The sequence below is a fragment of the Halomicroarcula saliterrae genome (assembly GCF_031624395.1).
In the GTDB taxonomy this organism is placed as follows: domain Archaea; phylum Halobacteriota; class Halobacteria; order Halobacteriales; family Haloarculaceae; genus Haloarcula; species Haloarcula saliterrae.
Window position 1 is genome coordinate 396,475 of sequence record NZ_JAMQON010000002.1, and the last position, 23,867, is coordinate 420,341.

Sequence of the window (23,867 nt, forward strand, 5' to 3'; positions counted from 1 at the left end):
ACGATTTGCTACGGATGGGTGACGCCTGAAGGACCTGCTTGCGACTGCAGGCCCGTGTCACAGCGGCCTGAATCGCCGTTACCGGACTCAGTCGCCGGCTATCTGCTGCGTGTCGAACTGCTCACTGGCGTCCGTGAGCTGTTCGAGCGCCTCCTGTTCCTCCCGGAGGGTCTCGACCAGGAGGTCGGCGGCCTCGTCGTGTCCGGCCTTCTCGGCCAGTGACGCGAGGTTGCCGTAGGCCGCTATCTCGTAGTGTTCGGTCTTCTGTCCGACGGCCATGTTGTACCGGTCGAGCACCTCGCCGTCGTTCTCCCCGGCGAACTGGTCGTGTTCGTCTATCATCGCCGTCACGACGATGTCCTCTCTGGCCTCCGGCTCCTCGCCCAGCGCCTCGAACACCTGCTCAAGGCGGTCTACTTGCTGTTGTGTCTCTCCCCGGTGTTTGGAGAACGCCTGGCTGACCGACTCCGTGCCCGTCTGGTCTGCGAGTTGGTCCAGCGCGTCGACGAGCTGCTGTTCGGTGTAGTACAGTTCCTGGACGCCTTCGACCAGAAGCTGTTCGATCGAGTCAGTCGTCATTGTCACGCTACTGTTCGGGCGAGCGAGCAATGAGCCGCCGGGTTGCAACTGCGCCCGGGCCCGAGATTTTCCCGCCGGCCGACGAACGACGACCTGGCCGAGCGGCTGGACTGGGACGCCGACGCGGACACGCAGACTATCGAGGGGGCGGCGGTCACGGCAGTGCGAAACAGCGAGGGCCGGCTGCGCGACGATCTGGTGTGAGCGGACGCGACCCGCGCGGGGCCACCCGTCGCCGCAGTCACTGAAAACTGCCTTTCGACTGCCGGCAGTGGTCTCAGTCGTGGAACGGCTGTCGGGCTAGGTCCCGAGACACTATGCCAGAGATAGGTTACACGCTGTCGAGCGAGGAGCACAGCCCCTCCGACCTGGTCGAGTACGCGCGGCGAGCGGAGGCCGCCGGCTTCGACTTCCTCTCGATTTCGGACCACTACCACCCATGGGTCAGCGAACAGGGGGAGGCGTCCTTCGTCTGGTCGACCCTGGGAGGGGTCGCGACTGCGACCGAGACCGTCGACGTCGGCGTCGGCGTCTCCGCGCCGATACAGCGCTTCCACCCGGCCATCTACGCTCAGGCCGCGGCTACCGTCGCCGATATGTTCGAGGACCGCACGTTCTACGCCGGCGTCGGCACCGGCGAGAACCTGAACGAACACGTGCTCGGCGACCGCTGGCCGGAACACAGCGTCCGAATGGAGATGCTGGAGGAGGCCGTCGACGTGATACGGGAACTCTGGACTGGCGAGGAGGTCAGCCACCACGGCGAGCATTACACCGTCGAGAACGCGCGGCTGTTCACCCTGCCCGAGGAACCCCCGCCCATCTGTGTCTCGGCCTACGGCGAGCGGGCCGCCCGCAGCGCGGCCGAAATCGGCGACGGGTTCTGGTCCGTCGGCCCGCAGGAAGTCGTCTCCACCTGGGAGGACCACGGCGGCGAGGGGCCGCGCTTCTGTCAGCTCCAGGCCTGTGTCGCCGAGACCGAGGACGAGGCCGTCGCGACCGCCTACGAGAAGTGGCCCAACTCGGCGCTCCCGGGGGAACTGAGTTCCGAACTGGCGACGCCGGCGCTGTTCGAGCAGGCGACGCATATGGTCTCGAAGGAGGATATCGCCGAGGGGAGCATCATCACGGACCCGGACCCGCAGGCCCATATCGACGGCATCCAGACCGCTGTCGACGCCGGCTACGACCACGTCTACACCATGCAGATCGGCGACGACCAGCAGGCGATGGTCGACATGTACAAGGAAGACGTGCTGCCATCGTTCACCTGAACGGCGCGTGGCAACCGCGCCCGGACACAGCCCTACCGGTCGAGCACTTCCTCGGCGTTGTCCCGGGGCCGGTAGCCCAGCGTCTGCATCGTCTCCGTGAGCGTGAAGTACCGCAGGTCGTTTCGCGAGACGGCGTTGACCGTGACCGGGCTCTCGGGGAGGTCGGCGGTCGCCGCCCGTCGGTGGACGGCCCGGCAGTCCCGGGGACTCAGCCACGTCGCCCGTGCAAACCGGTCCCGCCCGGGGTCGACGTCGTCGCCGGTCCGGGCTCGCAGGTCGGCCTCGCTCATGTACCAGCCGATGCGGAGGTTGACGACCTCGACGCCGTGGCGCTCCGCGTAGAACTTCGTCAGGCCCTCGCAGGCGGCCTTGCTCACGCCGTAGAACGAATCCGGGGCAGTGGGCGCGTCGCCGCGAACGGGTCGCGCGTCCGCGAGCGTCGTCGTCTCGGGGTCCTCGTCCGCCGAGTTGTAGCTGCCGACGGCGTGGTTCGAGGAGGCGAAGACGACGCGGTCGACGCCGTTCTCGACGGCCGCGTCGAGGACGTGTTTCGTCCCCTCGACGTTCGTCTCGGCGACCGTCTCCCAGTCGGCCTCGGGCGACGACGCGCCCGCGAGGTGGACGACGATCTCGAACGCGTCCAGTTTCTCTCGCACGTCGTCGGGGTCGGTCACGTCGAGCAACTCGCTGTCGAACGCGTCGGTCTCGGAGTGCGTGAACGGGACCACCTCGTGGTCGTCGAACGCGTCGACGAGTTCGCGGCCGACGTTACCCGCCGCGCCGGTCAGTGCGATGCGGACCATACTTGTATTATTGGCTCGACACGTGTAGGTCTGGGGACGGGTCGAGTGAGAACCCCCACTGCAGACACCGGCTGTCATCCGAAGCTACGCGACCGGTTGCGCACCAGGGCTTCGCTCTCGCCCTGGCTCGGGCCAGGGACATCGCTGTGGTGTGGGACTTCCGTTCGGCGTCGAGGTCGGACGCGTCGGTAACTATCAATATGGTAAGAGATAACAGACAGCACGACAGAACTTCGAACGGCGCTTCAGCGAGTGTGACGAGGCGAGCGACGGACCCGAGCGAAGCGCCGTACCCGAGGTGAAAGCATGTCAACGACAGAAAGCGAAAACAAGGACCTCGTTCGCGACTACCTGCGCGCGTTCAACGAACAGGACAGAGATAGCCTCTCGGAACACCTCGCGGAGGGCATCGTCGAATACGGGAGTCACGAAGAGCGACGCGAGTTCGACGAGATAATGGAGTATCTCGAAGCTCTCTTCCAGACGTTTCCGGACTACTCGGGAACCACCGACGAGATGGTCGCAGAGGACGATCTGGTCGTCGTTCGATACACCGCTCGCGGCACGCACGAGGGCGAGTATCGAGACGTCGAACCGACCGGGAACGACGTCGAGTGGACGGGAATGGGGATGTATCGCATCGAAGACGACAAAATCGCCGAAATCTGGCTCGAAGAAGACCGGGCTGGCCTCCTCGAACAGCTCGAAGTCGCCAGTCCTCCCGCGTATCTCCGGATATAATCCACTCAGTGGCGCCGGCGACCGTGCGCCGGTCGCCGGTCGTTTTTCCGGTTTGCACACGTAGCCGCTCGCATGACTCGACAACTACGTAACAGGTCTTCGCCAGACGCCCCCGTGCGAGGTGAGGCCGGTGCGTGACGGCGGGTACACCCCCATCGAGGCCTACGGCGTCGTGGGGAACCTGGAGACCGCCGCGCTCGTCGCCCCCGACGGCTCGGTCGACTGGTTCCCCTTCCCGCACGTCGAATCGCCGAGCATCTTCGGCGCGGTGCTCGACGCGGAGCGGGGCGGGCGGTTCCGCGTCGGTCCCGCCGACAGCGGGACGGGCACGCTGGGCTATCTCGACGGGACGAACGTCCTCCAGACGCGGTTCGAGACGGGCGGGGGCGCACTGACCGTGACCGACTTCATGCCGCCGGCCGACCTCGTCGACCACCCGAAGAAAGTGCTCTACCGACGACTCGACTGCGAGGAGGGGGCGGTCGACGTCGAACTCGCGTTCGACCCGGCGTTCGACTACGCCCGCACCGAGACGACGCTCGAAGCGACGGACACCGGCCTCCGCGCGGCCGGGCGCGAGGAGCGGACGACGCTCGAAGCGGAGTTCGACCTCGACATCGACCGCGACGCGGGCCGTGCCACGGGAGCGACGACGCTCGAAGCCGGCCGGACCGAGTGGGTGCTGTTGCGCTGTACCGGCGCGGAGGACGCGGCGACGGACCCCGCGGCAGCGCTCTCCGACACGGTCGACTACTGGCGCGACTGGAGCCACGACTGCCCGACCGACGAACACTGTGTCTTCGGCGGGCCGTGGCACGACCACGTCGTTCGGTCGGGGCTGGTGCTCAAGCTCCTCACACACGCCGAGTCGGGTGCCATCGCCGCCGCGCCGACCACCTCGCTCCCCGAGGACGTCGGCGGCGTCCGGAACTGGGACTACCGCTACAACTGGCTGCGCGACGCGGGCTTTACCGTTCAGGCCCTCTCGAACCTCGGCCACGTGGGGGCCGCCGCGGCGTACGTCTCGTGGTTCCTCGACCTCTGCGGGGCGACCGAGCCCGCCACCATCCAGCCGCTGTACGGCCTCCACGGCGAGACGGCGCTGGACGAGCGCGAACTCGACCACCTCTCGGGGTACCGCGGCTCGCGGCCGGTCCGCGTCGGCAACGGCGCCGCCGACCAGCGCCAGCTCGACATCTACGGCGAGCTGTTGCTGGCGGTGGACGAGCTCCACACCCACGACCGCTCGCTCTCGGCCGACGAGTGGACCGTCGTCCGGGACATCGTCGACTACGTCACCGAGGTCTGGCAGGAGCCCGACGCCGGCATCTGGGAGGTCCGCGACGGCCCGAAGCAGTTCGTCTACTCGAAGGTCCTCTGCTGGGTCGCCCTCGACCGCGGACTCGCGCTCGCGAGCGACCACGGCTACGACGCGCCGGTCGACGCGTGGCGGGAGACCCGGAACGAGATTCGCGAGTCCGTACTCCAAAAGGGGTACGACGACGAACTCGGCGCGTTCGTCCAGACCTACGGCGACGGCACCACGCTGGACGCCACGGGGCTGTTGCTCCCCGTGGTCGGATTCCTCCCGTTCGACGACGAGCGAGTGCAGGGGACCATCGACGCCGTCGAGACACGCCTGCGAGAAGACGAGGTCCTCGTCAGGCGCTACGACGGCAGCGACGGGCTGCCCGGCGAGGAGGGCGCGTTCGTCCTCTGTGCGTGCTGGCTCATCGACGCGCTGGCGCTCTCGGGCCGCGTCGAGACGGCCCACGACCGACTGGAAACGCTGGTCGAGTACGTCAACCCGCTGGGGCTCCTCGCCGAGGAGATCGACCCCGACGACGGGACCTACCTCGGAAATTACCCGCAGGCGTTCAGTCACATCGGCCTCGTCAACAGCGCGCTCTACGTCGGCGCGGCACAGGGCGGGGAGCTTCCCGGGCCACCGCCGATGGGCATCCGTCTCGGGGACCCGATTGGGATGGACGACTACTGAGCGGGACGGGGAGCGCCGCCGACCGGACTGGCAGCGTGACCCGCTCTGCCGACTGCTGCATCTGCAAGCCCCAGCCTTACTCCCGGCGGCAGGGTACGGCGAGTGCCCGTGTCGAGCGGCCGCGGGCGACAACGGAGGTGTCACGTATGGGAAAACTGCGGAAGGCAAAGCGAGCGTGGCGGCGGCTCCCGCGCTCCGTCCGGCGACGCATCGTCCGCAAAGGGCGGCGACTGCTCCGACGGCGCTGACCCGTCGGTCCGGTTCGCCGTCGAGAGGGGCTTCTCGTGTTCCCGTACAGCAGCGCCGATAGGGCCGCTACGTGAACCGCCGCGTGGAAGTCACCGCTCGGACGGCGAGGTCGTCCGTCGGAAGAGCCCTTGCATGCCTTTGTGACCGCGGATCGCGGGCGTTCTCCGGCGTCCGGTTCGTCAGAGGCGGCTCTCCTCGTCAGCTTCGGCGAGTTCGTACGAGAGGTCGGCCAACTCGTCCTGAACACCACCGGCCTTGACTTCCTCGTAAACCGTCTCCGGAACGAGGAGTGTGTCAACCGTCGCAAGCAGTTCGAGCGACTCGATTTCGGCGAGGTGAACGAGCGGTCCAGCGTTCGAATGTCCGCTCGAACACTTCGGACTCTGGAAGGCCGGGAGCCTCCGCGATATGTCGAACCCGCTCGGAAACTTCGGCGGCCGTACAGTTCAAAAACCGGTGGCCTCGGCACTCATAGGGTTCGTCACCGCCGGGGAGTCACCCCGGCTCGGAACACCGGCTCGTCATCGGCCGGGCGCACCTACCGGTCGCTGGCGGTTGTCCCTTTCGGGTGCAATTTGGAACAAGCGCTAAAGGCGGGTGTCACCATCCATCAGTATGAACAGACGACGGTATCTGGCACTCGCAGGCGCGGGTGTCGTCGGCTCGCTCGCCGGCTGCGGTGGCGGCGGGAGCGAGAGCGGACAGCCCATCGACGACCATCCGGCCGCGGCGGGGCTCGACGCCCAGCCGAGCCGGGGGAGCCTCGACGGCCACGTCGTGCTCGCCTTCGAGGACCCCTCCTGTACGCAGTGCCGGCGGTTCCACGAGAACACGGTCCCCGAAATCGAGTCGAACATCGTCGACCCGGGGAGAGGCGCATACGTCGTGCGGACGTACCCGATTATCTACCCGTGGGGGAAGCCGGCGACGCAGGCGCTGGAGTCGACGTTCGCCCGCAGCGGCGACGCCTTCTGGTCGCTGTTTGGCCACTACTTCGAGAGCCAGGACCAGTTCACCGGCGACAACGTGCTGGACCGCACCGAACAGTTCCTGAACGGCTCGACCGACGTCGACGGGACGGCGGTGGTCGAAGACGCCCGGAACCGGGCCCACGACGACGCGGTACAGGCCGACATCGCGGCCGCCGAGGAGGCAGACCTGCCGACCCAGACGCCCATCGTCCTCCTCTTCCGTGACGGCGAGTTCGCTTCGTCGGCCAACGGGAGCGTGAGCTACGACCTCATCGCGGGGGCGCTCGGGGTGAACTGATGGGCGCCGTGGGGCGTTCGCTCCGGGGCGTTCGGCTGCCGACGCGTCGGCGCGACTGGCGACTGATGGGCCGGACAGCCCGACTCGTCCTGACGCTGCCGGCATACGCCGCCGTGGCAGTCCTCGCCACTGTGGTCGCGCTGACGGCGTTCGTCGTCTCGCTGAACGTCGCGCTGGTGCTCGACCTGGTAGTCGGCGGCTCGCTGCCACTCGGGAGCCGGCTGACTGTCCTCACGGAGCTGTACCCGTTCGTCGGCACCAACTTCACAGCGGCCCAGGGACTCCTGCTGGTCGCGGTCGCCGTCCTGACCGGCGTCGACATCGCGATGGCGGCGTATCACTTCCGCGAGCACGGGCTCGACCTCCAGCAGGGCGGGGCCGGCGCGGCGGGCCTCGTCCTCGGGACGCTCGGCGCGGGCTGTGCGGCCTGTGGCTCGGCGGTGTTGCTGGGCCTGCTCTCGCTGGTCGGCGTCTCGACGACGCTGCTCTTTCTCCCGCTGGACGGGCTGGAGTTCGCGCTCGGGGCCGTCGCCGTGCTTACGCTCTCCATCTACTGGCTGGCCGACGGGATGCGCGGCGGCGAAATAAACGGCTGTCCGGTGGATATCTGAGCTGGCGTCACCGCTGGCCGAACTGGCCCGAGGGGTGCTGTCGCTGCTGGGCGACCGGCCGTTGCTGCTGAACAGCCCGCTGTTGCTGGGCCGGTACCGGCTCGACGAGGTCGATAGCTCCCAGCCGCTCTAGCTGTCTGAGCTCTTCGGTGAGACTCGTCTCCAGTAGCTGGGCTATCTGCCGGTACCCCAGCCGGTCCGCGAGCCCCACCAGATGCTCGTAGGTAGCCATCTCGTAGTGTTCGACCTTCTGTGCGGCACCGAGGTCGAACGCGGCGTGGACCTGTGGCGACGGCGAGTTCTTCAGGACGAACGCGGCGTGTTCGTCGACGATACCCTGTATCCCCTCACAGAACGTCGGTGTGGCGGGTTCGCCGAGCATCGACAGCGCCTGTTCGAGCCGGTCGATCTGTGTCCGGGTCTCGGCCAGATGTGCCCCGAACGCCTGCTGGAGTCGCGGGTCGGACTGACACTGCGTGAGACGCTCCAGCGTCGCCGCGACGGTCTGTTCGGCGCCCAGTGCCTCCCACAGTTCGGTCACGAACAGCTGGTCGATAGTTTGCATCGTCGGAGACCTCCACCGGATGGTCGACAGCGCCGTGATAGAGTGTTCTCACGCGGTGGTGGGGCGTTGTCGGCCACGTGGTTGTCGCCTCCTCGCCCGCCGGTGGCGAACTCCTCGACGGCGGGAAACGGTTATCTGTCAGCCAGCCGAGCGTCCAGCCATGTCCGAGGTGAGCTCCGAGGAGACCGCCGACTACGAGCACCTGCGACGGAAGCGCAAGGAGACCGAGGGCACCGTCGAACTGGCCGAAATCGTCGACGTGTGGGTCGGAGAACGCGAGGTCGTCTGTCGGTTCGGGTTCGAGTGGACGAGCGAGCGAGTCCGCCGGCGCTACGACCTCGACAGCGACCGCGACGTGGCGCGCCTCGAAGCGCTGTGTGAGACGAACGGGCTGGCCTTCGAGCAGGCCACGCATCTCGACGGGGCGTTCGTCGAACTCACCTACACGGGCGAGGCGTGGGTACCGACGGCCGAGGCCGCCTACGCGGACGGCGAGGGCGGTGCCGTCGAGACGTTCCGCGCCGAGTCCCGGCTGCTCGTCCGTGAGCTGGCGACCGCGCCCGCCGTCCTCCGGCGCGGCGTCGAGCGCGTGCGCGCCCTGACGGTGACACAGACCATCATCGGCGTCGTACTCGTCAAGAAGGTCGCCATCGTCGCCCTGCTGGCGTATCTCCTGCTCTAGTTCGTCGTGGTGATCTCGACCACGTCGCGGTGGTCGAGCTCCGTGTCGGCGCCGATTTGGCGCTGTGAGCGCACGTCGTGGGCGTGGAGGAAGCCGTCGCCGATGTCGGTGTGCAGGAAGTAGGCGAAGTCCTCAGCGGTCGAGCCGTCGGGGAGGACGAAACAGTCCTGCAGGAAGGTACCGTCGTCCTGTGGTTTGCGCGCGCCCGGGAAGACGGCGATGGCGTCGAGCTCCTCGAACAGCGCGGTTTCGAGGGCCTGCTGGACGCCGGTGCCCTCGTAGGCGGTGACGAAGTCCCGTATCTGTTCGAGGCCGGCGGCCTTCTCCTCGGGGAGGTCCGCGAGCACCTCGAAGTCGGTGTCGCCGGGGCGATAGGAGAGCACGCCCTGTTCGTCGCCGTTTTTCAGCGCCTTCTCGGCGTGGGCCGAGACGGGGACGAAGGTGAGATGCTCGTAGTCGGGGTCTGTCGTCACCGGCTCCCAGTTGTCCTGTGCCGCCTCGGTGTCCATCTTGTTGGCCGCGATGACCATCGGTTTCGTGCGGATGCGGATCTCGCGGGCCAGCGCCTCGCGGTCCTCGTCGTCCCAGCTGTCGGGGTCCAGTTCCAGGTCCAGGGCGAGGACGACCTGCTTGATCTCGTCTTCGTTGATTTTGAACGCCGACATCTGCTCGGCGAGGTCCGCCTCGATGTCCTTGTCCTCGCCGTGGTAGCCTGAGCGGTAGCGCTCGATGCCCTTCTCCAGGACGTCTAGATACCACATGTCGAGTTCGTTCTCGAGGAAGTCGATGTCCTCGCGGGGGTCGTGGTCCTCGGTCGGTTCGCCTTCGAGGTCCGTCTCGCCGGTGAAATCGACGACGTGGACGAGCACGTCGGCCTCGTTGAGGTCCGAGAGGAACTGGTTACCGAGCCCTTTGCCCTCGTGGGCACCGGGGACCAGCCCCGCCACGTCGACCAGTTTCGTCGGGACAAAGCGCACGCCCTCGGCGCAGTAGCCGTGGTTGGGCGTACAGCTGTGCTCGAACTCCGGGGCCGCGCAGTCGACGCGGACGTAGGCCTCGCCCATCGAGGGGTCGATGGTCGTGAAGGGGTAGGCCCCCTCTGGCACGTCGTTCATCGTCGCCGCGTTGAAGAAGGTGGACTTGCCGACGGAAGGCTTGCCGACGAGTCCGATCTTGTAGCTCATTGAGGGAGAGAGTTCAGAGGGCGGCTAAAGAGTTGTCAAACGCGACGAGAGCGAATGAGAGTGCCACACACGGCAGTCTCCGGGCACACCGGCGCCGCCAGCGCGGCCAGTATCGATAAGTCGTTTCGGTTCCACTTTCCCTCGAACGCCCAATGCTTCCACAGTTCTTCGATGACTCCGAGACGGGTGCCCGCCGGAGCGTCCTGTTTGCGATTACGGTCGCGACGGGGGCGCTCTGCCTCGCGTCAGCCACCTCGGTCGTCGTCAGCGGGGCCAGCTTGGTGTATGCGGCCCTGCTGGGGGCCCTCGGGGTCGGCGTCCTCGTGTTCGGCGGCTATCTCCAGCAGGGGCACTTCGAGGCGCTGGTCGCCGACGACCAGCTGCTCTGGCGGCGCGGCTGACTCTCAGCCATCGAAGCTCAGCAGGCCCGGGTAGTCGGCGATGATCCCGTCGACGCCGGCGTCGGCGAGCTGCTGGGCCTGGTACCACGTTGTGACGGTGTAGGTGTTCAGCTCGCGGCCGGCCTCGTGGGCGACCTCGACGATGTCCACGTCGTCAGCGTAGGACTCGTCGTCGAAGAAAGGCGTCCCCTGCACCATGTTCCGGGGGACGTTGAGGGCCTCACAGTCGTATTTCCGAGTGATGTCGAGCCCCGTCCGGACGTCGTCCCAGAAGAGGAAGGCCACGGGAATCGACGGGTCCTGTTCGCGCACCGTCGCGATGGCGGCCTCGTGGAACGAGGAGACCAGAATCTCGTTGTCGTACTCGCCGAGGATATCGAGGACCGACTCGGTGAACGGCCGCCAGAGGTCCGTCTGGGCCGCCAGCGCGTCGTCCGAGAGCTCCGTCGCGAATTCGAGGTCGTCGCTCCCGGGGTTCTTGAACTCGACGTTGACCCCGACGCTCGGCGGAATCGCGTCGAGCACCTCGGTGAGCGTCGGAACGGTCTCGTCGGTCCCCAGCACGGTCGCGCTGGTCACCGTTTCGGTGTCGGTCTCCCAGACGATGCCAGAGGTGTCCGTGAGCCCGCGTGTGCCGCCGTCACGCCCGGCGAGGTCGTCGTCGTGGAAGACGACGACCGTCCCGTCGGCAGTCGGCAGCACGTCTATCTCTATCATCTCCGCTCGCGGAGACACACTCCGCTTGCTCGCGCCGCCCGTCGAGGCCGCCTCGACCGCCCCGACGGTGTTTTCCGGATAGCGGCCGGCGAAGCCGCGGTGAGCGATTACGTTCACGTCCGTCCAGTCGGCGTCGTCGGACTTCCCGCTGGCGCTCTCGGAGCGCCCGCGAGCCGCCCCCGTTGTATCCAGCCCGGCACCTGCCAGTGTCGCGCCGGTTCCCCGTACGAAGCTCCGTCGGTCGATGTCCGGTGACACCGGAGACGACAGCCCACTGGCCGGTAACTGGGTATATGAGCGATGTATATCCCGCGGACCGGTCAGTCCCTGTGCTGTCAGGCACAGCACGCCGGCGCGGTCACTCCCCGACGCGCTCGCGCGCCGCGGCGACGACCAGCGGTAGCGTGATGGTCGCGTCGGCGTACACCGAGACGTTGCGGGCGTCCTTCTCCAGTTTCCCCCACGACCGGGCCTCTTCGAGCGTCGCGCCCGAGAGCCCGCCGGTGTTCGAGGGGTCCATCGTCAGCTGGACCGCGTAGTCGTAGGCGTCGGGCGAGACGAGCATCGTCTGGAGGACGTAGTTCTTCGGGACGCCGCCGCCGACGAGGAAGGCGCCGGCGCTGTCGGCCTCGTAGGCGATGTCGGTGATGTCGGTCATGTCGGCGAGCGCGTCGACGGTAAAGTCGCTCGTCTGTGAGTACATCCACGCCTGCAGGCCGAGCACGGAGTCCTGGAAGGCGGGACAGTACACCGGCACGTCGTTCTCGTAGGCCGCGGCGAGAACACCGGCGTCCTCGGCCACGTCCTCGCGCTCGTTGACCGCGGCGTTGGCCCGGCCCAGCTCCTCGGTCATGCGCTGGATGGACACCGCGCCCTCCGCTGCCAGCGGCGTGAACACCTCTTCGCGGAGGTGGGACTCGAACAGCGCGAAGTGCTCCTGTGGGAGGTAGACGTTGTAGATGCGGTCGACGCCCTCGTCACGGAGGTTCTCGTCGTGTTCGCGCTCGGTGTGGCCCTCGGGAGTGACCTCGCCGTGGTGGTGTTTGCCACCGATGGCTTCGATGCTGTCGTGGGTGCAGTTGGCCCCCGTCGTCACCAGCACGTCGACGTGTCCGTCCCGGATGAGTTCGGAGACGATAGCGCGCATCCCGGTGGGGACCATCGCGCCGGCCAGCCCGACGAAGGTGGTCACGTCGTCGTCTAACATCTCGGCGTATATGTCGACGGCCTCGTGGACGTCGTTCGCGCCGATACCGGCCGCACCGTAGCCCTCGGCCAGTTCGCCCACGGTCATTCCCGCGCGGGCCTCCGCGTGGCCGATCGGGTCGTGACAGAACGTCTCTCGGTCCTCGTGGTCGCTCATTGCACCCCTCTGGTCGACGCGAGGGCTAAAACGGTGTGGTTCGTCCCCGACCACGCGTAAATGACATCCCCACAATATGAAAACTTATAAAATACGATTTGACAACTAAACGCATGCAGACTGAACTGCTCGCGATGTTTGGACTGTTCGTCATGACCTTTCTGACAAGCATCGCCGGTTTAGTCCTGCTGCCGTCCTGGATGGTCGTCTTCGGTCCCATGGCCGGCGTCTCGGGGCTCGGGCTCGGCGTGGCCGGGTACGCTATCCGAAAAGAGTGAGCTATTCCAGACGGAGCGTCGCCCCACAGCAGTCCGACCGGTATCGCTCGCGTTCGCGGACCAGCGGGCACTCCCGGTACCGACGCGCGACCAGTCCGCCACAGGTCGCACACGTGAGCACGTACTTCGCGTCCGCGAAGGCCTGACAGTGGACCGCTGTGTCGAGGGCGGCCGCCCGCTCGCGGAAGGCCGGCCCGTGGTCGGTCGTCCCGTCACGCTGGTACTGCTCGACGTGGACGAGTTCGTGACGCAGCGTCGACTCCCACTCGGCCCGGTCGAACGCCTCGAATGCCTCGCGGGTGAGCGAGAGCGTACAGGGCAGCGGCCGGCCCTCGGCCCCGTCGAGCGCGTCCCAGTCGTAGCGCTCGCCGACCCGTGCCTCGGGCAGTTGCGGGCGTTTGACCGCCGCCGCCCGGCGCTTGGCGCGGTGAGAGACCTCCCACTCGACGAGGTCGAAGCGCACGTCGACGCCCCGCTCCCGGCGCACGTCCCGGCAGTAGCCCCGCGACCACGACAGCAGCTCGTCGTCGGTGCACACCTCGCTGTACGCGACGCGACCGCCCGTCACAGCCCGGTGGGACAGTCGATGTACGTCGTCTCCAGCCCCCACGACTCGACGGTGTCCCGTAGCGCCCGGACGCCGAACGTCTCGGTGGCGTAGTGGCCCGCCAGCACGACGTTGACGCCGGCCTCCCGGGCCTCGTGGTAGGCCTGCTGTTTCCCCTCACCGGTGACGAGCACGTCAGCGTCGACCTCGACGGCCTCGCCCAGCCAGTCGACGCCGCTGCCGGTGACGATAGCCACGTCTTCGACGGTTTCCGGGCCGAAATCGAGCGTCTGAACCGGCTGCCCGCCGGTGTCGAGTTCGGCGTCCAGTCGGTCCGCCAGCTCCGCGACGGTGGTCGCTTCGGCCAGCCGCCCGCGCTGGCCGACGAACTCCCCGCCCATCCGGCCGAAGGGCGCGCGGTTTCCCAGGTCCAGCAGGTCCGCCAGCCCGGCGGCGTTACCGAGTCGCTGGTGCCCGTCGAGGGGGAGGTGGGCGACGTACAGCGCGAGGTCGCGCTCGACCAGCGGCGCGATGCGACGGTAGTTGCCGTCGGTGAGTCGCTCGATAGACCCCCAGACGATACCGTGGTGGGTGACCAGCAGGTCGGCCCCGGCCTCGCTGGCGCGTTCGATGGTCTCGACGGCGGCGTCGACGGCCACCGCGACGGTCTCGACCTCGCGGTCGGCGGGCCCGACCTGCAGCCCGTTCGGGCTGGCGTCGATATCCGCGTACGCCTCTGTGTCGAGTTCCTCGTCGAGTCGCGCGGCGATGTCGCCTGCGTGCATTGACGGCCCTTTGTCGTCGGGGGTCGTATGTTTTCTGTCGGGCTCGCCCCCGCGGCGCGCCGACCACTGCCACGTCGACGGGGCTCCGCCAGACCTTTTGTGACCCCCGACGGTTTGGCCAGCTATGGCACCGCCGTACGACGCGGTCTGTGAGGAGCATAAAGCGGTCAACGGACGGCACTACCTGTCGTTCACCGTGGCGGCCCCGTCTGACCTGCCCGAGGAGTTCGAGATACAGCCGTCGCCCCTGGAGTACGAGCGGCTCAAGGACGACTCCACCGGCGAGGACGGCGTCGGGCAGGTCCCCGCGGTGTACGACGACGGCTGGGCGATCGACTGGGAGTCACTGGAGACGGACTCGGGGACGTGACTCAGCCCTCGGCGGCTGTCAGGTGCGGGTCAGGCGACTGCAGCGCGGTCTGGTTGTAGTCGTAGATACCGACACCGCTGTTGCGATACACCAGGGTGAACCGCTCGCTCGCCGAGAGCGACCGGTGGAGCGCCGGCGAGATGCTCGCCCCGCTACGGCCCGCGATGAACGACCCGTAGGGCACGTAGACGTAATCGACCTCGGCGGCGAACTCGTACTCGACGAGCGTCGTGTTCACGCACGAGGCGTTCCAGCAGCCCCGTAGCCGTGACTGGGCGGCCGAGTGTCTGTCCCACGTCGCCTGGCCCCGCCACTCCGTCCCGTACTTCACGATGACTGAGGTCCGGTTCGCCAGATACGGGAACCACTCGCTCCCGCTCCCGATGACGGCGACCCGGGCGTCGACGGCCGTTTCGTTCTCGACCCATCCCATCGCCGTCTGGTCCTCCGAGTCGACGTACACCGGCAGCGGACTGTACGGACCCGTGTCGGCCGCCGCGTTCATGTTCTGGACCACGAACGGGCCGACGAGGAGGCAGACGAACGCGATCGCGACAACCTGCTGTGTGGACAGCGCCGGCAGGTCGAGCCGGTCGGTGGACAGCGCCGGCAGGTCGATGCGCCGCGTCGGCAGGTCCAGACGGTCGAGTTCGAGGTCCGTCAGGAGCGAGTACGTGAACACGAGCCCCACGGCGCCCAGCGGCGCGACGAACAGAAGTCCGAGGCGTCCGTGGGGCGGCACCAGGAGGACGACGGGCACGGCCAGCCAGGCGGGCTGTTCCCAGTTCCCCCGGGCGACCAGCACCGTAGCGCCGAGCACCGCCAGCACGGCGGGCCAGTTCAACACGTAGCTCCCGCCCCAGAACCAGCCCGCAAGCGCTCCCAGGTCCGACAGACTGTGGTTCAGGGAGCCATGCGAGCCCGCGCCGGCGAAGAAGATGCCCGGACCGTGCTGGGAAACCACGGTGACCCACCACGGGCTGGCGATGACGAGTCCGCCGACCGCGATACCCACACCGGCCGCGAGCCCGACCGGCGAGCGGTCCCAGACGAGCCACGCAGCAGCGACGCCAGCGCCCGCGGCCGCGGCGTGGACGGGGTGGGTCAACACCACCAGCCCCCAACCGACGACAGCGGTGGCCAGCGCCCGCCGACCCCCGTCGTTCGCGAAGTACTGGTAGGCCCCCAGCAGCGCGACCAGCATGAACAGAAAGCCCAGACCGCGGATGAAGCCGCTGGCGCCGACGAGATACAGGTTCAGCGTGACGTGGGTGCCGGTGACGATGCCGGCGACGAGTCCCGTCTCCGGACTGTCGGTGAGCACCACCGTGAAGTGATACAGCACCGCGACGTTACACAGCAGGACGAGCGGCGCACCGAACCGGAGGAGCGCCACGCCGTCGACGCCGAGCCGCAGGAACACCGCCATCACGTAGAACCCGAGCGGCGGGTACGCGAAGGGGATGCCCTCGGTCGTGAAGCCGTGAATCGTCGTCGGCACCAGCGTCTCGGAGTGGGCCACCGTCGCCGCCATCTCCAGGAAGAGCCCCCCGAGCAGCGCCGGGAACTCGTGAGTGCGAAGGTAGACGACCTGAACGGCCGCAGCAACGCAGAGCGCCAGCAGCAGAAATTTCCAGTACCGATTCAATCGCATATACCACGCGGAGTATGAGCACAGCCATTAAATTGTTGGTACAAAATCAACCGGGCCTGAATGATACGGTGTGGGACACCCTTTCACGGACATAGGGAGTTTATTCCCCGTGTGACAGGTGTCCGTACGCCGGCGGGTGCGAAGCGCTCGCGAGTGAGCGCCGCGAGAAGTACGGGCCGGCGTGAATCTGCAGCACGGGGCGGAGTGCCAGCGCCTGAAAACGAGCGATTAGATAGAGTCTGGGGACAGGCTACATTTTCTCGGCGTTCAGAAGAGCACTCTGTACCCGTTCGGAGATGTACGCATCTTCGATGTACTCGCTAATGTCCGACCGGTAGGCCGCTTCAGTGATACCGCAGCTCTCGAAAGTCGTTTTCAGAAACCCATCGGTCCATTTTGTCTCGATACCGGCGTCTTCGGCCTCGTTCTTCAGCGCTTTATCTCGGGTGATGAGCACGCCAGAGCGCTGTTCGGCGAGGGCGAGACACTTCCAATCGTACTTGCTCAGAGCCGTTCGGCCTTCCTCGGCTTCAGTTACAGGAGCCGCTTCTATGTCGAGCCACGCCGGCACTTCGACGTCTCGGGTCTCAGCAAATTCGTCGAGCCAGACCCTGTGTGGCACTCGTAGTTCGTACTCCGGACGCCAGAACGAAAGCGCGTCGAACCAGCCGACTCTGTAGAAACTGATCAGAACGTTCGCATCCGGAACTAACGTACCAATCTACTTCGAGAGAGTGGGGCCATCGTTTAATTCAGCACCGCTTTCAGGTCCGTAGTTCGGGCTGATACCCGCCGCTTCCAGAATTCGCTCGAACTGTTCTATCGAGACAGCAGCCAGTTCTGCCCCCCGACTGACACTGATATCACGCCGGTCGTAGATGGCGACCACCGCATCGATAACGAGTTTTCTCCGCATCTCCCCGAACGACAGTTCCGCAGGGTCGAATTTCGGGTCACAGCCGTGGCGCTTCGTCTCGTAGTATCTCGCGTAAAAGATATCTCTGAGTATCCTCTCGTCGAACTGCTCCACTTCTCCAGCGGCCGCCAGAATCAGCCAACTATTGAGAGCCAGCGTCTCGGATAGCAGCTGGTCCTTGTCTTCCGGCTCGTCACTGTTTGCAGCGTGATAGAGCTCGCCCAGTCGCGAAGAGAGTTCACGCAAGAACGCAAACAGAACGAGATAGCTACGCTCGTGTTCTCTATCCGAGACTGCTCTGTCGATAACCGCGTTCTCTGTTTCCTGCACCTTGTTACGCAAAAAGAGCAGAAAAGACGGCATCATCGCGTTCAGCTTCGACTCGTTCGGGAGGCTATCGACGACGTTTTCGGGAAGGTCTTGTAGCCCTGGCTCGTCGACGTCCCCGACACCGAACACCTCTTCAACAACAGTCTCAGTGTTAGTAAACCGCTTTTTCGGAGGGAGCGACTGGACTTCTTTAGCTAACTCGACCATAGAAGGGATCCCGAACGCCGACGAAAAGCCGTCTAATAGCTCTAGTTCCTCGGACCAGGTGCTAGTCAGATAGGAGAACGGGTCCTGGCCGTTGGCGCTTCCACCGGTGGAAGACATTTCTCTACCCCAACTTGACTGTCCGGTAGTAAATCTCTGGTGGTGATGCTCTCTGACAGGGAGTGACCGAAGCTATTGGGCCCAGACGTGCTCGCTGCGCTGTCGTCCGAGAGAGCGGAGCGCCTCTCGAACCACGCGCGACTGGTCCCGTTCGAGTTCCCGCGGCGACAGACGACACGCGGCGCTCGCTCCGCTCGCCGTCGTTGTTCGGTGGGAAAGTGGGCCGGCGCGAATTCGAATCGCGGTTACGGCCACCCGAAGGCCGAAGGATACCAGGCTACCCCACCGGCCCGTGCGATAGCATACGGGAGAAGTGCGGCGGCCAATTTAACGGTTGCGAAAGCCTAGCCTCTTGGGCGATGGCCGAGTCGTCAACGGTATGCAACTTCAGGACGAGTTCGTACCAACGGAGACGTTCGCGACCTGCCTCAACAACGCCCCCCAGCCGTGCGTGGACCTCGTCGTCGAGTACGAGGGCGGGATACTGCTGGCCAGACGGCAGAAGGAACCGGCCAAAGGCGAGTGGTTCTGGCCCGGGAGCCGGCTGTACAAGGGCGAGGAGCTAGACGACGCGGCGGCCAGAGTCGCCAGCGAGGAGCTGGGACTGGACGCGGTGACCGTCGACCGCATCGGCGTCAGCGAGCATTTCTGGGAGCGCTCGGCGGTCGACGGCGTCGAGACGCGCCACACCGTCCCGGTCGTCTATCGGGTCACCCCGGAGCCTGGGCAATCAATAACGCTCAACGAACAGCACGACGAGTATCGCGTGGTGACGACACCGCCGGCGGGAGCCAACGAGTACGTCGTCGAGTACTTCGAGCGGTTCGACCTCGTGTGAGGCTGCCCGGCGCCATCACAGAAAATATTTACCGCTCCGAAGTTACTCACAAGCCGAGTAACTAATGACGATACTCGTCACCGGGGCAGACGGCTACATCGGCTGGCCCACAGCGCTGCGCATCGCGGACCGAACGGACGAACGCGTGCTGCTGGTCGACAACTTCGGCCGCCGCGAGTGGGTCGAGGAGATCGGCTCGACCAGCGCGACGCCGGTCGCGTCCATCGACGAGCGCCTCGACGCGGCCGAGGAGACGCTCGGCATCACCAACATGTCCTTCGTCGAGGGCGACCTCGTCGAGCGCTCCTTCGTCGACGAGCTACTGCAGGTCCACGAGCCGGACGTCGTCGTCCACGCGGCCGCCCAGCCCTCGGCGCCCTACTCCCAGATAAACGGCGAGCGGGCCAACTACACCCAGCACAACAACCTCCAGTCCACGCGGAACCTCCTGTGGGGGCTCGAAGAGCACGACATGACCGACACGCACTTCATCGAGACGACGACGACGGGCGTCTACGGCGCGCCGGAGTTCCCCATCCCGGAGGGCGGCGCGACGATGGAGAACGACGGCGACCGCGACGAGGTGCCGTTCCCGGCGATGGCGGGGAGCTGGTACCACCTCACGAAGTCCCACGACGCGGCCAACATGCGACTGGCCCACAAGCAGTTCGACATCCCCGTCTCGGACGTGCGCACCGCGATCACCTACGGGACCGAGACCGAGGAGACCCGGGAGGACGACCGGCTCAAGACCCGCTTCGACTTCGACTACTACTTCGGGACGGTCACGCACCGCTTCTGTGCGCAGGCCGTCGCCGGCTACCCCGTCACCGTCTACGGCAAGGGCGAGCAGCGCAAGCCGTTCGTCTCGCTGGAGGACGCCGTCGAGGGGCTGGCACAGCTCGCGCTGGGCGACGCCGACGACCGGCCGGCGGGCCTGACCGTCTACAACCAGGTCACCCGCGCCATCAGCATCGTCGAGATCGCCGAGACCATCGCCGACGTGGGCAGCGAGTTCGACCTCGACGTCGCCGTCGAGCACTTCGAGAACCCCCGTGACGAGGACGAGACCCACAAGATGGAAATCGAGAAGGACCAGTACATGGACCTCATCGGCGCACAGGACCAGACCTTCGAGGAGGGCGTCGAAGACATCTTCGAGACGCTGACCCGCCACGCCGACACCATCGAAGCCCACGAGGACCGCTTCCTCCCGGGCGTGCTCAGCGACGAATGACGACCGACGTGCTCGTCACCGGCGGCTGTGGCTACATCGGGAGCGAGCTCATCCCGCGGCTGAGTGCCGACGACGGGGTCGGCGAGGTCGTCGTCCTCGACAGCCTCGCCGCCGGGTCCCCGCGGGTGCTCATGGGCGCCGTCAACGGCGACCTGCAGTTCCGCCGGGGCGACGTGCGCGAGTACGGCGACGTCGAGAGCGCGATGCGGGGCGTCGACACGGTGGTCCATCTGGCGGCCATCACCGGGGCAGCGAGCACCCACGACCGCCGCGAGGAGACCGTCTCGGTCAACTACGACGGGACCGAGAACGTGCTGAAGGCCGCCGGGAAGCTGGGCGTCGAGAACGTCATCTTCGCCTCCTCGTGTAACGTCTACGGCCGGGCGACGAGCACGGACATCGACGAGACGGTCGACCCCGACCCCATCAACCCCTACGCCGAGACGAAACTCGACTCGGAGGCGCTGCTCGCGGAGTACTGCGAGGAGTTCGGGATGGACGGTACCGCCCTGCGGATGGCGACCAACTTCGGCTACTCGCCGGGCATCCGGTTCAACCTCGTGGTCAACTACTTCGTCTTCCGCGCGCTGACCGGGCGCACGCTGACCGTCTACGGCGACGGGTCGAACTGGCGGCCGTTCGTCCACGTCAGCGACGCCGCGCGGGCGTACAAACACGCCGCGCTGAAGCCGGCGGCGTGGGACGAGCGCGTCTACAACGTCGGGTCGAACGACGCCAACTACCGGATATCGGACATCGCCGACATCGTCGACGAGGAGGTCGGCGCCGTCGATATCACGTATCTGGAAGACGAACATCCCGGCCCCTCCTACCACGTCAACTTCGACCGGCTCGCGGGGACCGGCTTCGAGCCGGAGACCACCCTTCGCGAGGGAATCCGGGACGTGGCGCGCCGCTTTACCGCGTGAGGACGCCGGGCGGTCGGCCCGCCGGACAGACCGGAGAACGATTCCCTTTTCCCGGCGCTACGCTCACTCGGCGTCATGGAACGGCTCCGCGAGTCGCTGCACGAGGCCCCGATTATCGACAAGGACGGCTACGAGTATCTGGTCCACCCCATCAGCAACGGCGTGCCGATGCTCGACCCGGCACTGTTGCGCGAGGTGGTCGTCGAGGTGATGCAACAGTCCGACCTCGACGTCGACAAGATAGTCGCCCCGGAGGCGATGGGCATCCATCTGGCGACGGCGCTGTCGCTCCAGACGGACATCCCGCTGGTCGTCATCCGCAAGCGGGCCTACGGGCTGCCCGACGAGGTGGCGCTGCAGAAGTCGACGGGCTACTCCGAGTCGGAGATGTACATCAACGACATCGAGGCCGGCGACCGCGTGCTCATCGTCGACGACCTGCTGTCGACCGGCGGCACGCTCGCGGCCATCTGCGAGGCCCTGGACGACATCGGCGCGGAGATAGCCGACATCGCCGTCGTCATGCGGAAGGTCGGCGAGTCGGCGATGGACGACGTCGACCACGACGTGACGAGTCTCGTCGACATCACCGTCGCGGACGGCGAAGTGACCATTCACTGACGGCCGCCGGGCCTGTGAACGAGCCCCACGCTCGTAGTGCCCACAGCAGCGCCATGACGAAATCGTTATCCCGTAAACTCCGTACGGACACGCTATAGATGGCAGACGAGTCAACTGGGGAAATCGACCTCGAATACGAACGCGACGACAGGCCGCCGTGGCCCAAGTCGATACTGCTGGGACTGCAACACGTCGCAGTGATGATCGTGCCGTCGACGGCCGTGGCGTACATCGTCGCCGGCGCGGTGGGACTGGGCGCGGCCGACACCGCCTACATCGTCCAGATGGTGTTGCTGTTCTCGGGGCTGGCGACCATCGTGCAGGCCTACACCGTCGGTCCGGTCGGGGCCCGCCTCCCCATCGTGATGGGGACGAGTTTCACCTTCGTCGGCGCCGCGACCTCCATCGGCGCGAGCTACGGACTGGCGGCCGTCTTCGGCTCGATTCTCGTCACCGGCTTCCTCGTCGAGGGGCTGGTCGGCTGGCAGTTCAAGCGCATCAAACCCTTCTTCCCGCCGCTGGTGACCGGGCTGGTCGTGGTCATCATCGGCCTGTACCTGGTCCCGGTCGGGATGGACTACGTCGCCGGCGGCGTCGGGGCCGAGAACTACGGCTCGCTGACGAACCTCGGGCTGGCGTCGCTCGTCCTCGGCGTCGCCGTCCTGTTGAACCTCTTTACGACCGGTGTCACGCGACTGCTGAGCGTGCTCTTTGCAATCGTGCTCGGTTACGCCGTGGCCGTCGCCGCGGGCCTGGTCAGTTTCGCCCCCGTGACGGGGGCGAGCTGGTTCGCGGTGCCCCGACCCGGCGCGTTCGGCTTCGCCTTCGAGCCCGTGCCCATCGTCACCTTCGCCTTCCTCTTTCTCGTCTCGGCGATGGAGACGGTCGGCGACATGTCGAGCATCACCGCCGCCGAGGGCCGGACGCCCTCCCACGAGGAGTTCCGGGGCGGCCTCTTCACCGACGGCCTGCTGAGCTCGCTGGGCTCGCTGGCCGGCGCCTTCCCGGTCACCTCCTTCTCACAGAACGCCGGTATCGTCAACTTCACCGGCGTGATGAGCAGACACGTCGTCGGCGTCGGCGGCGTCATCCTCGCCGTGCTGGGGCTCAGTCCGAAGGTCGGGGCCCTCGTCACGACGATTCCCAGCGCCGTCTTCGGCGGCGCGGTCCTGCTGATGGTCGGGATGGTCGCGGCCAGCGGCGCGCGACTCATCTTCCTGCACACCGAGCTCGACCGGCGCAACATGGTCATCATGGCCGTCTCGCTAGGGCTGGGACTGGGCGTGGCGACCCGCCCCGAGGCCCTGGCCGGCCTGCCGACGGCCGCCGAGACGTTCTTCGGCCAGCCGGTCATCCTCACGGCGCTCTCGGCGCTCCTGCTCAACACCTTCGTACCCGGCGAGCAGAGCCCGCTGTTCGACGTCGAGGGCGACGAGACGCCCGCGGAATCGATGGGTCTGAGCGCGTCGGAAGACTGAGCCGTCAGTCGTCGGCGTCGACTGTCGCGTGTTTCGTGCTGTCGACGGAGACCGTCTCCCACTCGTCGTCCGTGTGGGCGCCCTCGCGCTCCTTGGCGCTCGCGGCGACACGGACGAACTCGCTGTTCTCGCGGGCGGCCGCGATGTCGTGGCCGCCACAGTACGAGAGCCCGGACCGGATGCCGGCACAGAACTCGCGGGCCACGTCGCCGACCGGGCCTTTGTAGGGGGTCAACCCCTCGACGCCCTCGTCGGCGGTGACGTTTTCAGCCTTGTCAGAGCGGTCCTCGGCGGCCGCCGTCGTCGCCATCCCCCGGGAGCGCTTGTACCGGACGCCGTCGACCTCGACCGTCGCGCCGGGGGCCTCGTCGGTGCCGGCGAAGAGGCTCCCCAGCATCACCGTGTCCGCACCGGCCATCAGCGCCTTGACCGCGTCGCCGGAGGTCTGGATGCCCCCGTCGGCACAGACGGTGACCCCGAGGTCCGCGGCCGCCTCGGCGCAGTCGTCGACGGCGGTCAGCTGCGGGACGCCCGCCCCGGCGACCTTCCGGGTCGTGCAGTGCGAGCCCGGGCCGATACCGACCTTCACGCAGTCGGCCCCGGCGGCGGCGAGGTCCTCGACGCCCGCCGGCGTCGCGACGTTTCCGGCGACGACGTCGAGGGCGGGGTACTCCTCGCGGATGTCCGCGACGGCGTCGAGCGTGCGCTCCATGTGACCGTGAGCCACGTCCACCACGACGGCGTCGGCGCCGGCCTCGACCACGGCGGCCGTCCGGGCGACGTGGTCCTCGTCGATGCCTACTGCCGCCGTCACCGGCACGCCGGCGTCGGCGACCGTCGCGACCGCCTCGGCCTGTTCCTCGACCGTGAGAAAGCGGTGAATCGTCCCGACGCCGCCGGCCTCGCCGAGCGCGATGGCGAGGTCCGCCTCGGTGACGGTGTCCATCGCGGCCGACACCAGCGGCGTTTCGAGTGTCAGGCCCGGTGTCAGCTGCGTCGAGAGGTCGACGTCGCTGCGACTGTCGACCGGCGACCGCTGTGGCACCAGCAACACGTCACCGTAGCTCAGCCCCGTACGGATATCGTCCATGACCGGCCCTACTCAGGGCCGTCCGAAAAATAA

The 23,867-nt window shown here is 67.0% G+C and carries 28 protein-coding genes and 1 tRNA gene; 15 read left to right on the forward strand and 14 right to left on the reverse strand.

The features are described 5' to 3' along the window. Nucleotides 1-87: 87 nt before the first annotated feature. The gene (locus tag NDI56_RS10060) at nt 88-579 is read right to left on the reverse strand and encodes a YciE/YciF ferroxidase family protein (RefSeq protein WP_310919363.1); all 492 of its coding nucleotides are present in this window, start codon (nt 577-579) and stop codon (nt 88-90) included. A 42-nt stretch (nt 580-621) separates the two neighbouring features. Between NDI56_RS10060 and NDI56_RS10065 the strand changes: the two genes are divergently transcribed. Beyond that, nucleotides 622-783, forward strand: coding sequence for a hypothetical protein (locus NDI56_RS10065; protein ID WP_310919364.1), 162 nt, complete (start codon nt 622-624; stop codon nt 781-783). Between the two features lie 113 nt (nt 784-896). Further along, the gene (locus tag NDI56_RS10070; protein ID WP_310919366.1) at nt 897-1,853 is read left to right on the forward strand and encodes a TIGR03557 family F420-dependent LLM class oxidoreductase; all 957 of its coding nucleotides are present in this window, start codon (nt 897-899) and stop codon (nt 1,851-1,853) included. 32 nt (nt 1,854-1,885) lie between these two features. On the opposite strand, the gene NDI56_RS10075 is transcribed toward NDI56_RS10070, so the two are convergent. Continuing rightward, on the reverse strand, nt 1,886-2,656 hold the full coding sequence (locus NDI56_RS10075; RefSeq protein ID WP_310919367.1) for an NAD-dependent epimerase/dehydratase family protein: 771 nt from the start codon (nt 2,654-2,656) through the stop codon (nt 1,886-1,888). 306 nt (nt 2,657-2,962) lie between these two features. Between NDI56_RS10075 and NDI56_RS10080 the strand changes: the two genes are divergently transcribed. Together NDI56_RS10080 and NDI56_RS10085 are read left to right on the forward strand one after the other, a co-directional pair. Continuing rightward, nucleotides 2,963-3,397, forward strand: a complete 435-nt coding sequence (locus NDI56_RS10080) for an ester cyclase (protein ID WP_310919368.1) — start codon at nt 2,963-2,965, stop codon at nt 3,395-3,397. A gap of 130 nt (nt 3,398-3,527) precedes the next feature. After that, complete coding sequence (locus NDI56_RS10085) at nt 3,528-5,396, forward strand: glycoside hydrolase family 15 protein (protein WP_310919370.1); 1,869 nt, start codon at nt 3,528-3,530, stop codon at nt 5,394-5,396. A gap of 428 nt (nt 5,397-5,824) precedes the next feature. Here NDI56_RS10085 and NDI56_RS21850 read toward each other — a convergent pair whose 3' ends face one another. Continuing rightward, nucleotides 5,825-6,055 (reverse strand): PIN domain-containing protein, encoded by a 231-nt coding sequence (locus tag NDI56_RS21850; protein WP_470303408.1) that lies wholly within the window; start codon nt 6,053-6,055, stop codon nt 5,825-5,827. Between the two features lie 205 nt (nt 6,056-6,260). On the opposite strand from NDI56_RS21850, the gene NDI56_RS10090 reads away from it, so the two are divergent. After that, a complete protein-coding gene (locus NDI56_RS10090; protein WP_310919371.1) occupies nt 6,261-6,914 on the forward strand; it encodes a DsbA family protein in 654 nt (217 codons plus the stop codon). Beyond that, nucleotides 6,914-7,525 carry a hypothetical protein gene (locus NDI56_RS10095; protein WP_310919372.1) on the forward strand — a complete coding sequence of 204 codons (612 nt, stop codon included), beginning with the start codon at nt 6,914-6,916 and terminating at the stop codon, nt 7,523-7,525. Before NDI56_RS10090 ends, NDI56_RS10095 begins: the two co-directional genes overlap by 1 nt. Before the next feature lie 7 nt (nt 7,526-7,532). Here NDI56_RS10095 and NDI56_RS10100 read toward each other — a convergent pair whose 3' ends face one another. Next, nucleotides 7,533-8,090 carry a YciE/YciF ferroxidase family protein gene (locus NDI56_RS10100; protein ID WP_310919374.1) on the reverse strand — a complete coding sequence of 186 codons (558 nt, stop codon included), beginning with the start codon at nt 8,088-8,090 and terminating at the stop codon, nt 7,533-7,535. Nucleotides 8,091-8,250: 160 nt separating this feature from the next. Here NDI56_RS10100 and NDI56_RS10105 point away from each other — a divergent pair, with 160 nt between their 5' ends. Then, complete coding sequence (locus tag NDI56_RS10105) at nt 8,251-8,772, forward strand: hypothetical protein (RefSeq protein ID WP_310919375.1); 522 nt, start codon at nt 8,251-8,253, stop codon at nt 8,770-8,772. Here the strand turns inward: NDI56_RS10105 and NDI56_RS10110 are convergent. After that, nucleotides 8,769-9,956 carry a redox-regulated ATPase YchF gene (locus tag NDI56_RS10110; protein WP_310919377.1) on the reverse strand — a complete coding sequence of 396 codons (1,188 nt, stop codon included), beginning with the start codon at nt 9,954-9,956 and terminating at the stop codon, nt 8,769-8,771. The genes NDI56_RS10105 and NDI56_RS10110 overlap by 4 nt on opposite strands. 152 nt (nt 9,957-10,108) lie before the next feature. On the opposite strand from NDI56_RS10110, the gene NDI56_RS10115 reads away from it, so the two are divergent. Further along, a complete protein-coding gene (locus NDI56_RS10115; RefSeq protein ID WP_310919378.1) occupies nt 10,109-10,357 on the forward strand; it encodes a hypothetical protein in 249 nt (82 codons plus the stop codon). A 3-nt stretch (nt 10,358-10,360) separates the two neighbouring features. On the opposite strand, the gene NDI56_RS10120 is transcribed toward NDI56_RS10115, so the two are convergent. Together NDI56_RS10120 and NDI56_RS10125 are read right to left on the reverse strand one after the other, a co-directional pair. Further along, complete coding sequence (locus tag NDI56_RS10120) at nt 10,361-11,332, reverse strand: glycerophosphodiester phosphodiesterase (RefSeq protein ID WP_310919379.1); 972 nt, start codon at nt 11,330-11,332, stop codon at nt 10,361-10,363. A gap of 100 nt (nt 11,333-11,432) precedes the next feature. Continuing rightward, a complete protein-coding gene (locus NDI56_RS10125) occupies nt 11,433-12,437 on the reverse strand; it encodes a deoxyhypusine synthase (protein ID WP_310919380.1) in 1,005 nt (334 codons plus the stop codon). A 113-nt stretch (nt 12,438-12,550) separates the two neighbouring features. Between NDI56_RS10125 and NDI56_RS10130 the strand changes: the two genes are divergently transcribed. After that, complete coding sequence (locus tag NDI56_RS10130; protein ID WP_310919381.1) at nt 12,551-12,715, forward strand: hypothetical protein; 165 nt, start codon at nt 12,551-12,553, stop codon at nt 12,713-12,715. Nucleotide 12,716: 1 nt separating this feature from the next. Here NDI56_RS10130 and NDI56_RS10135 read toward each other — a convergent pair whose 3' ends face one another. Next, complete coding sequence (locus NDI56_RS10135; RefSeq protein ID WP_310919382.1) at nt 12,717-13,283, reverse strand: SprT-like domain-containing protein; 567 nt, start codon at nt 13,281-13,283, stop codon at nt 12,717-12,719. Then, on the reverse strand, nt 13,280-14,047 hold the full coding sequence (locus tag NDI56_RS10140; protein WP_310919383.1) for a Nif3-like dinuclear metal center hexameric protein: 768 nt from the start codon (nt 14,045-14,047) through the stop codon (nt 13,280-13,282). Before NDI56_RS10140 ends, NDI56_RS10135 begins: the two co-directional genes overlap by 4 nt. Before the next feature lie 124 nt (nt 14,048-14,171). On the opposite strand from NDI56_RS10140, the gene NDI56_RS10145 reads away from it, so the two are divergent. Continuing rightward, the gene (locus tag NDI56_RS10145; protein WP_310919385.1) at nt 14,172-14,417 is read left to right on the forward strand and encodes a hypothetical protein; all 246 of its coding nucleotides are present in this window, start codon (nt 14,172-14,174) and stop codon (nt 14,415-14,417) included. 1 nt (nt 14,418) lies between these two features. On the opposite strand, the gene NDI56_RS10150 is transcribed toward NDI56_RS10145, so the two are convergent. The 4 genes from NDI56_RS10150 to NDI56_RS10165 form a co-directional block, all read right to left on the reverse strand. Next, complete coding sequence (locus NDI56_RS10150) at nt 14,419-16,071, reverse strand: ArnT family glycosyltransferase (RefSeq protein ID WP_310919386.1); 1,653 nt, start codon at nt 16,069-16,071, stop codon at nt 14,419-14,421. Nucleotides 16,072-16,321: 250 nt separating this feature from the next. Next, nucleotides 16,322-16,693: a PIN domain-containing protein gene (locus NDI56_RS10155; RefSeq protein WP_310919387.1), complete on the reverse strand. Its 372-nt coding sequence runs from the start codon at nt 16,691-16,693 to the stop codon at nt 16,322-16,324. Nucleotides 16,694-16,792: 99 nt separating this feature from the next. Further along, nucleotides 16,793-17,641 (reverse strand): UPF0175 family protein, encoded by an 849-nt coding sequence (locus NDI56_RS10160; RefSeq protein ID WP_310919388.1) that lies wholly within the window; start codon nt 17,639-17,641, stop codon nt 16,793-16,795. Nucleotides 17,642-17,860: 219 nt separating this feature from the next. Further along, nucleotides 17,861-17,933 (reverse strand) — tRNA-Pro (locus NDI56_RS10165). 87 nt (nt 17,934-18,020) lie between these two features. Here NDI56_RS10165 and NDI56_RS10170 point away from each other — a divergent pair. The 5 genes from NDI56_RS10170 to NDI56_RS10190 all read left to right on the forward strand — a co-directional run bounded on the left by NDI56_RS10170 (nt 18,021) and on the right by NDI56_RS10190 (nt 22,744). After that, on the forward strand, nt 18,021-18,479 hold the full coding sequence (locus tag NDI56_RS10170; protein ID WP_310919389.1) for an NUDIX domain-containing protein: 459 nt from the start codon (nt 18,021-18,023) through the stop codon (nt 18,477-18,479). A gap of 64 nt (nt 18,480-18,543) precedes the next feature. Further along, complete coding sequence (locus tag NDI56_RS10175) at nt 18,544-19,716, forward strand: NAD-dependent epimerase/dehydratase family protein (RefSeq protein WP_310919390.1); 1,173 nt, start codon at nt 18,544-18,546, stop codon at nt 19,714-19,716. Further along, nucleotides 19,713-20,645 carry an NAD-dependent epimerase/dehydratase family protein gene (locus tag NDI56_RS10180; protein WP_310919391.1) on the forward strand — a complete coding sequence of 311 codons (933 nt, stop codon included), beginning with the start codon at nt 19,713-19,715 and terminating at the stop codon, nt 20,643-20,645. Before NDI56_RS10175 ends, NDI56_RS10180 begins: the two co-directional genes overlap by 4 nt. 75 nt (nt 20,646-20,720) lie before the next feature. Further along, nucleotides 20,721-21,266 (forward strand): hypoxanthine/guanine phosphoribosyltransferase, encoded by a 546-nt coding sequence (gene hpt / locus NDI56_RS10185; protein ID WP_310919392.1) that lies wholly within the window; start codon nt 20,721-20,723, stop codon nt 21,264-21,266. A 98-nt stretch (nt 21,267-21,364) separates the two neighbouring features. Beyond that, nucleotides 21,365-22,744, forward strand: a complete 1,380-nt coding sequence (locus tag NDI56_RS10190) for a uracil-xanthine permease family protein (RefSeq protein WP_310919393.1) — start codon at nt 21,365-21,367, stop codon at nt 22,742-22,744. A gap of 4 nt (nt 22,745-22,748) precedes the next feature. Here the strand turns inward: NDI56_RS10190 and NDI56_RS10195 are convergent, their stop codons facing one another. Continuing rightward, the gene (locus NDI56_RS10195) at nt 22,749-23,834 is read right to left on the reverse strand and encodes a guanosine monophosphate reductase (RefSeq protein WP_310919394.1); all 1,086 of its coding nucleotides are present in this window, start codon (nt 23,832-23,834) and stop codon (nt 22,749-22,751) included. Nucleotides 23,835-23,867 lie beyond the last annotated feature (33 nt).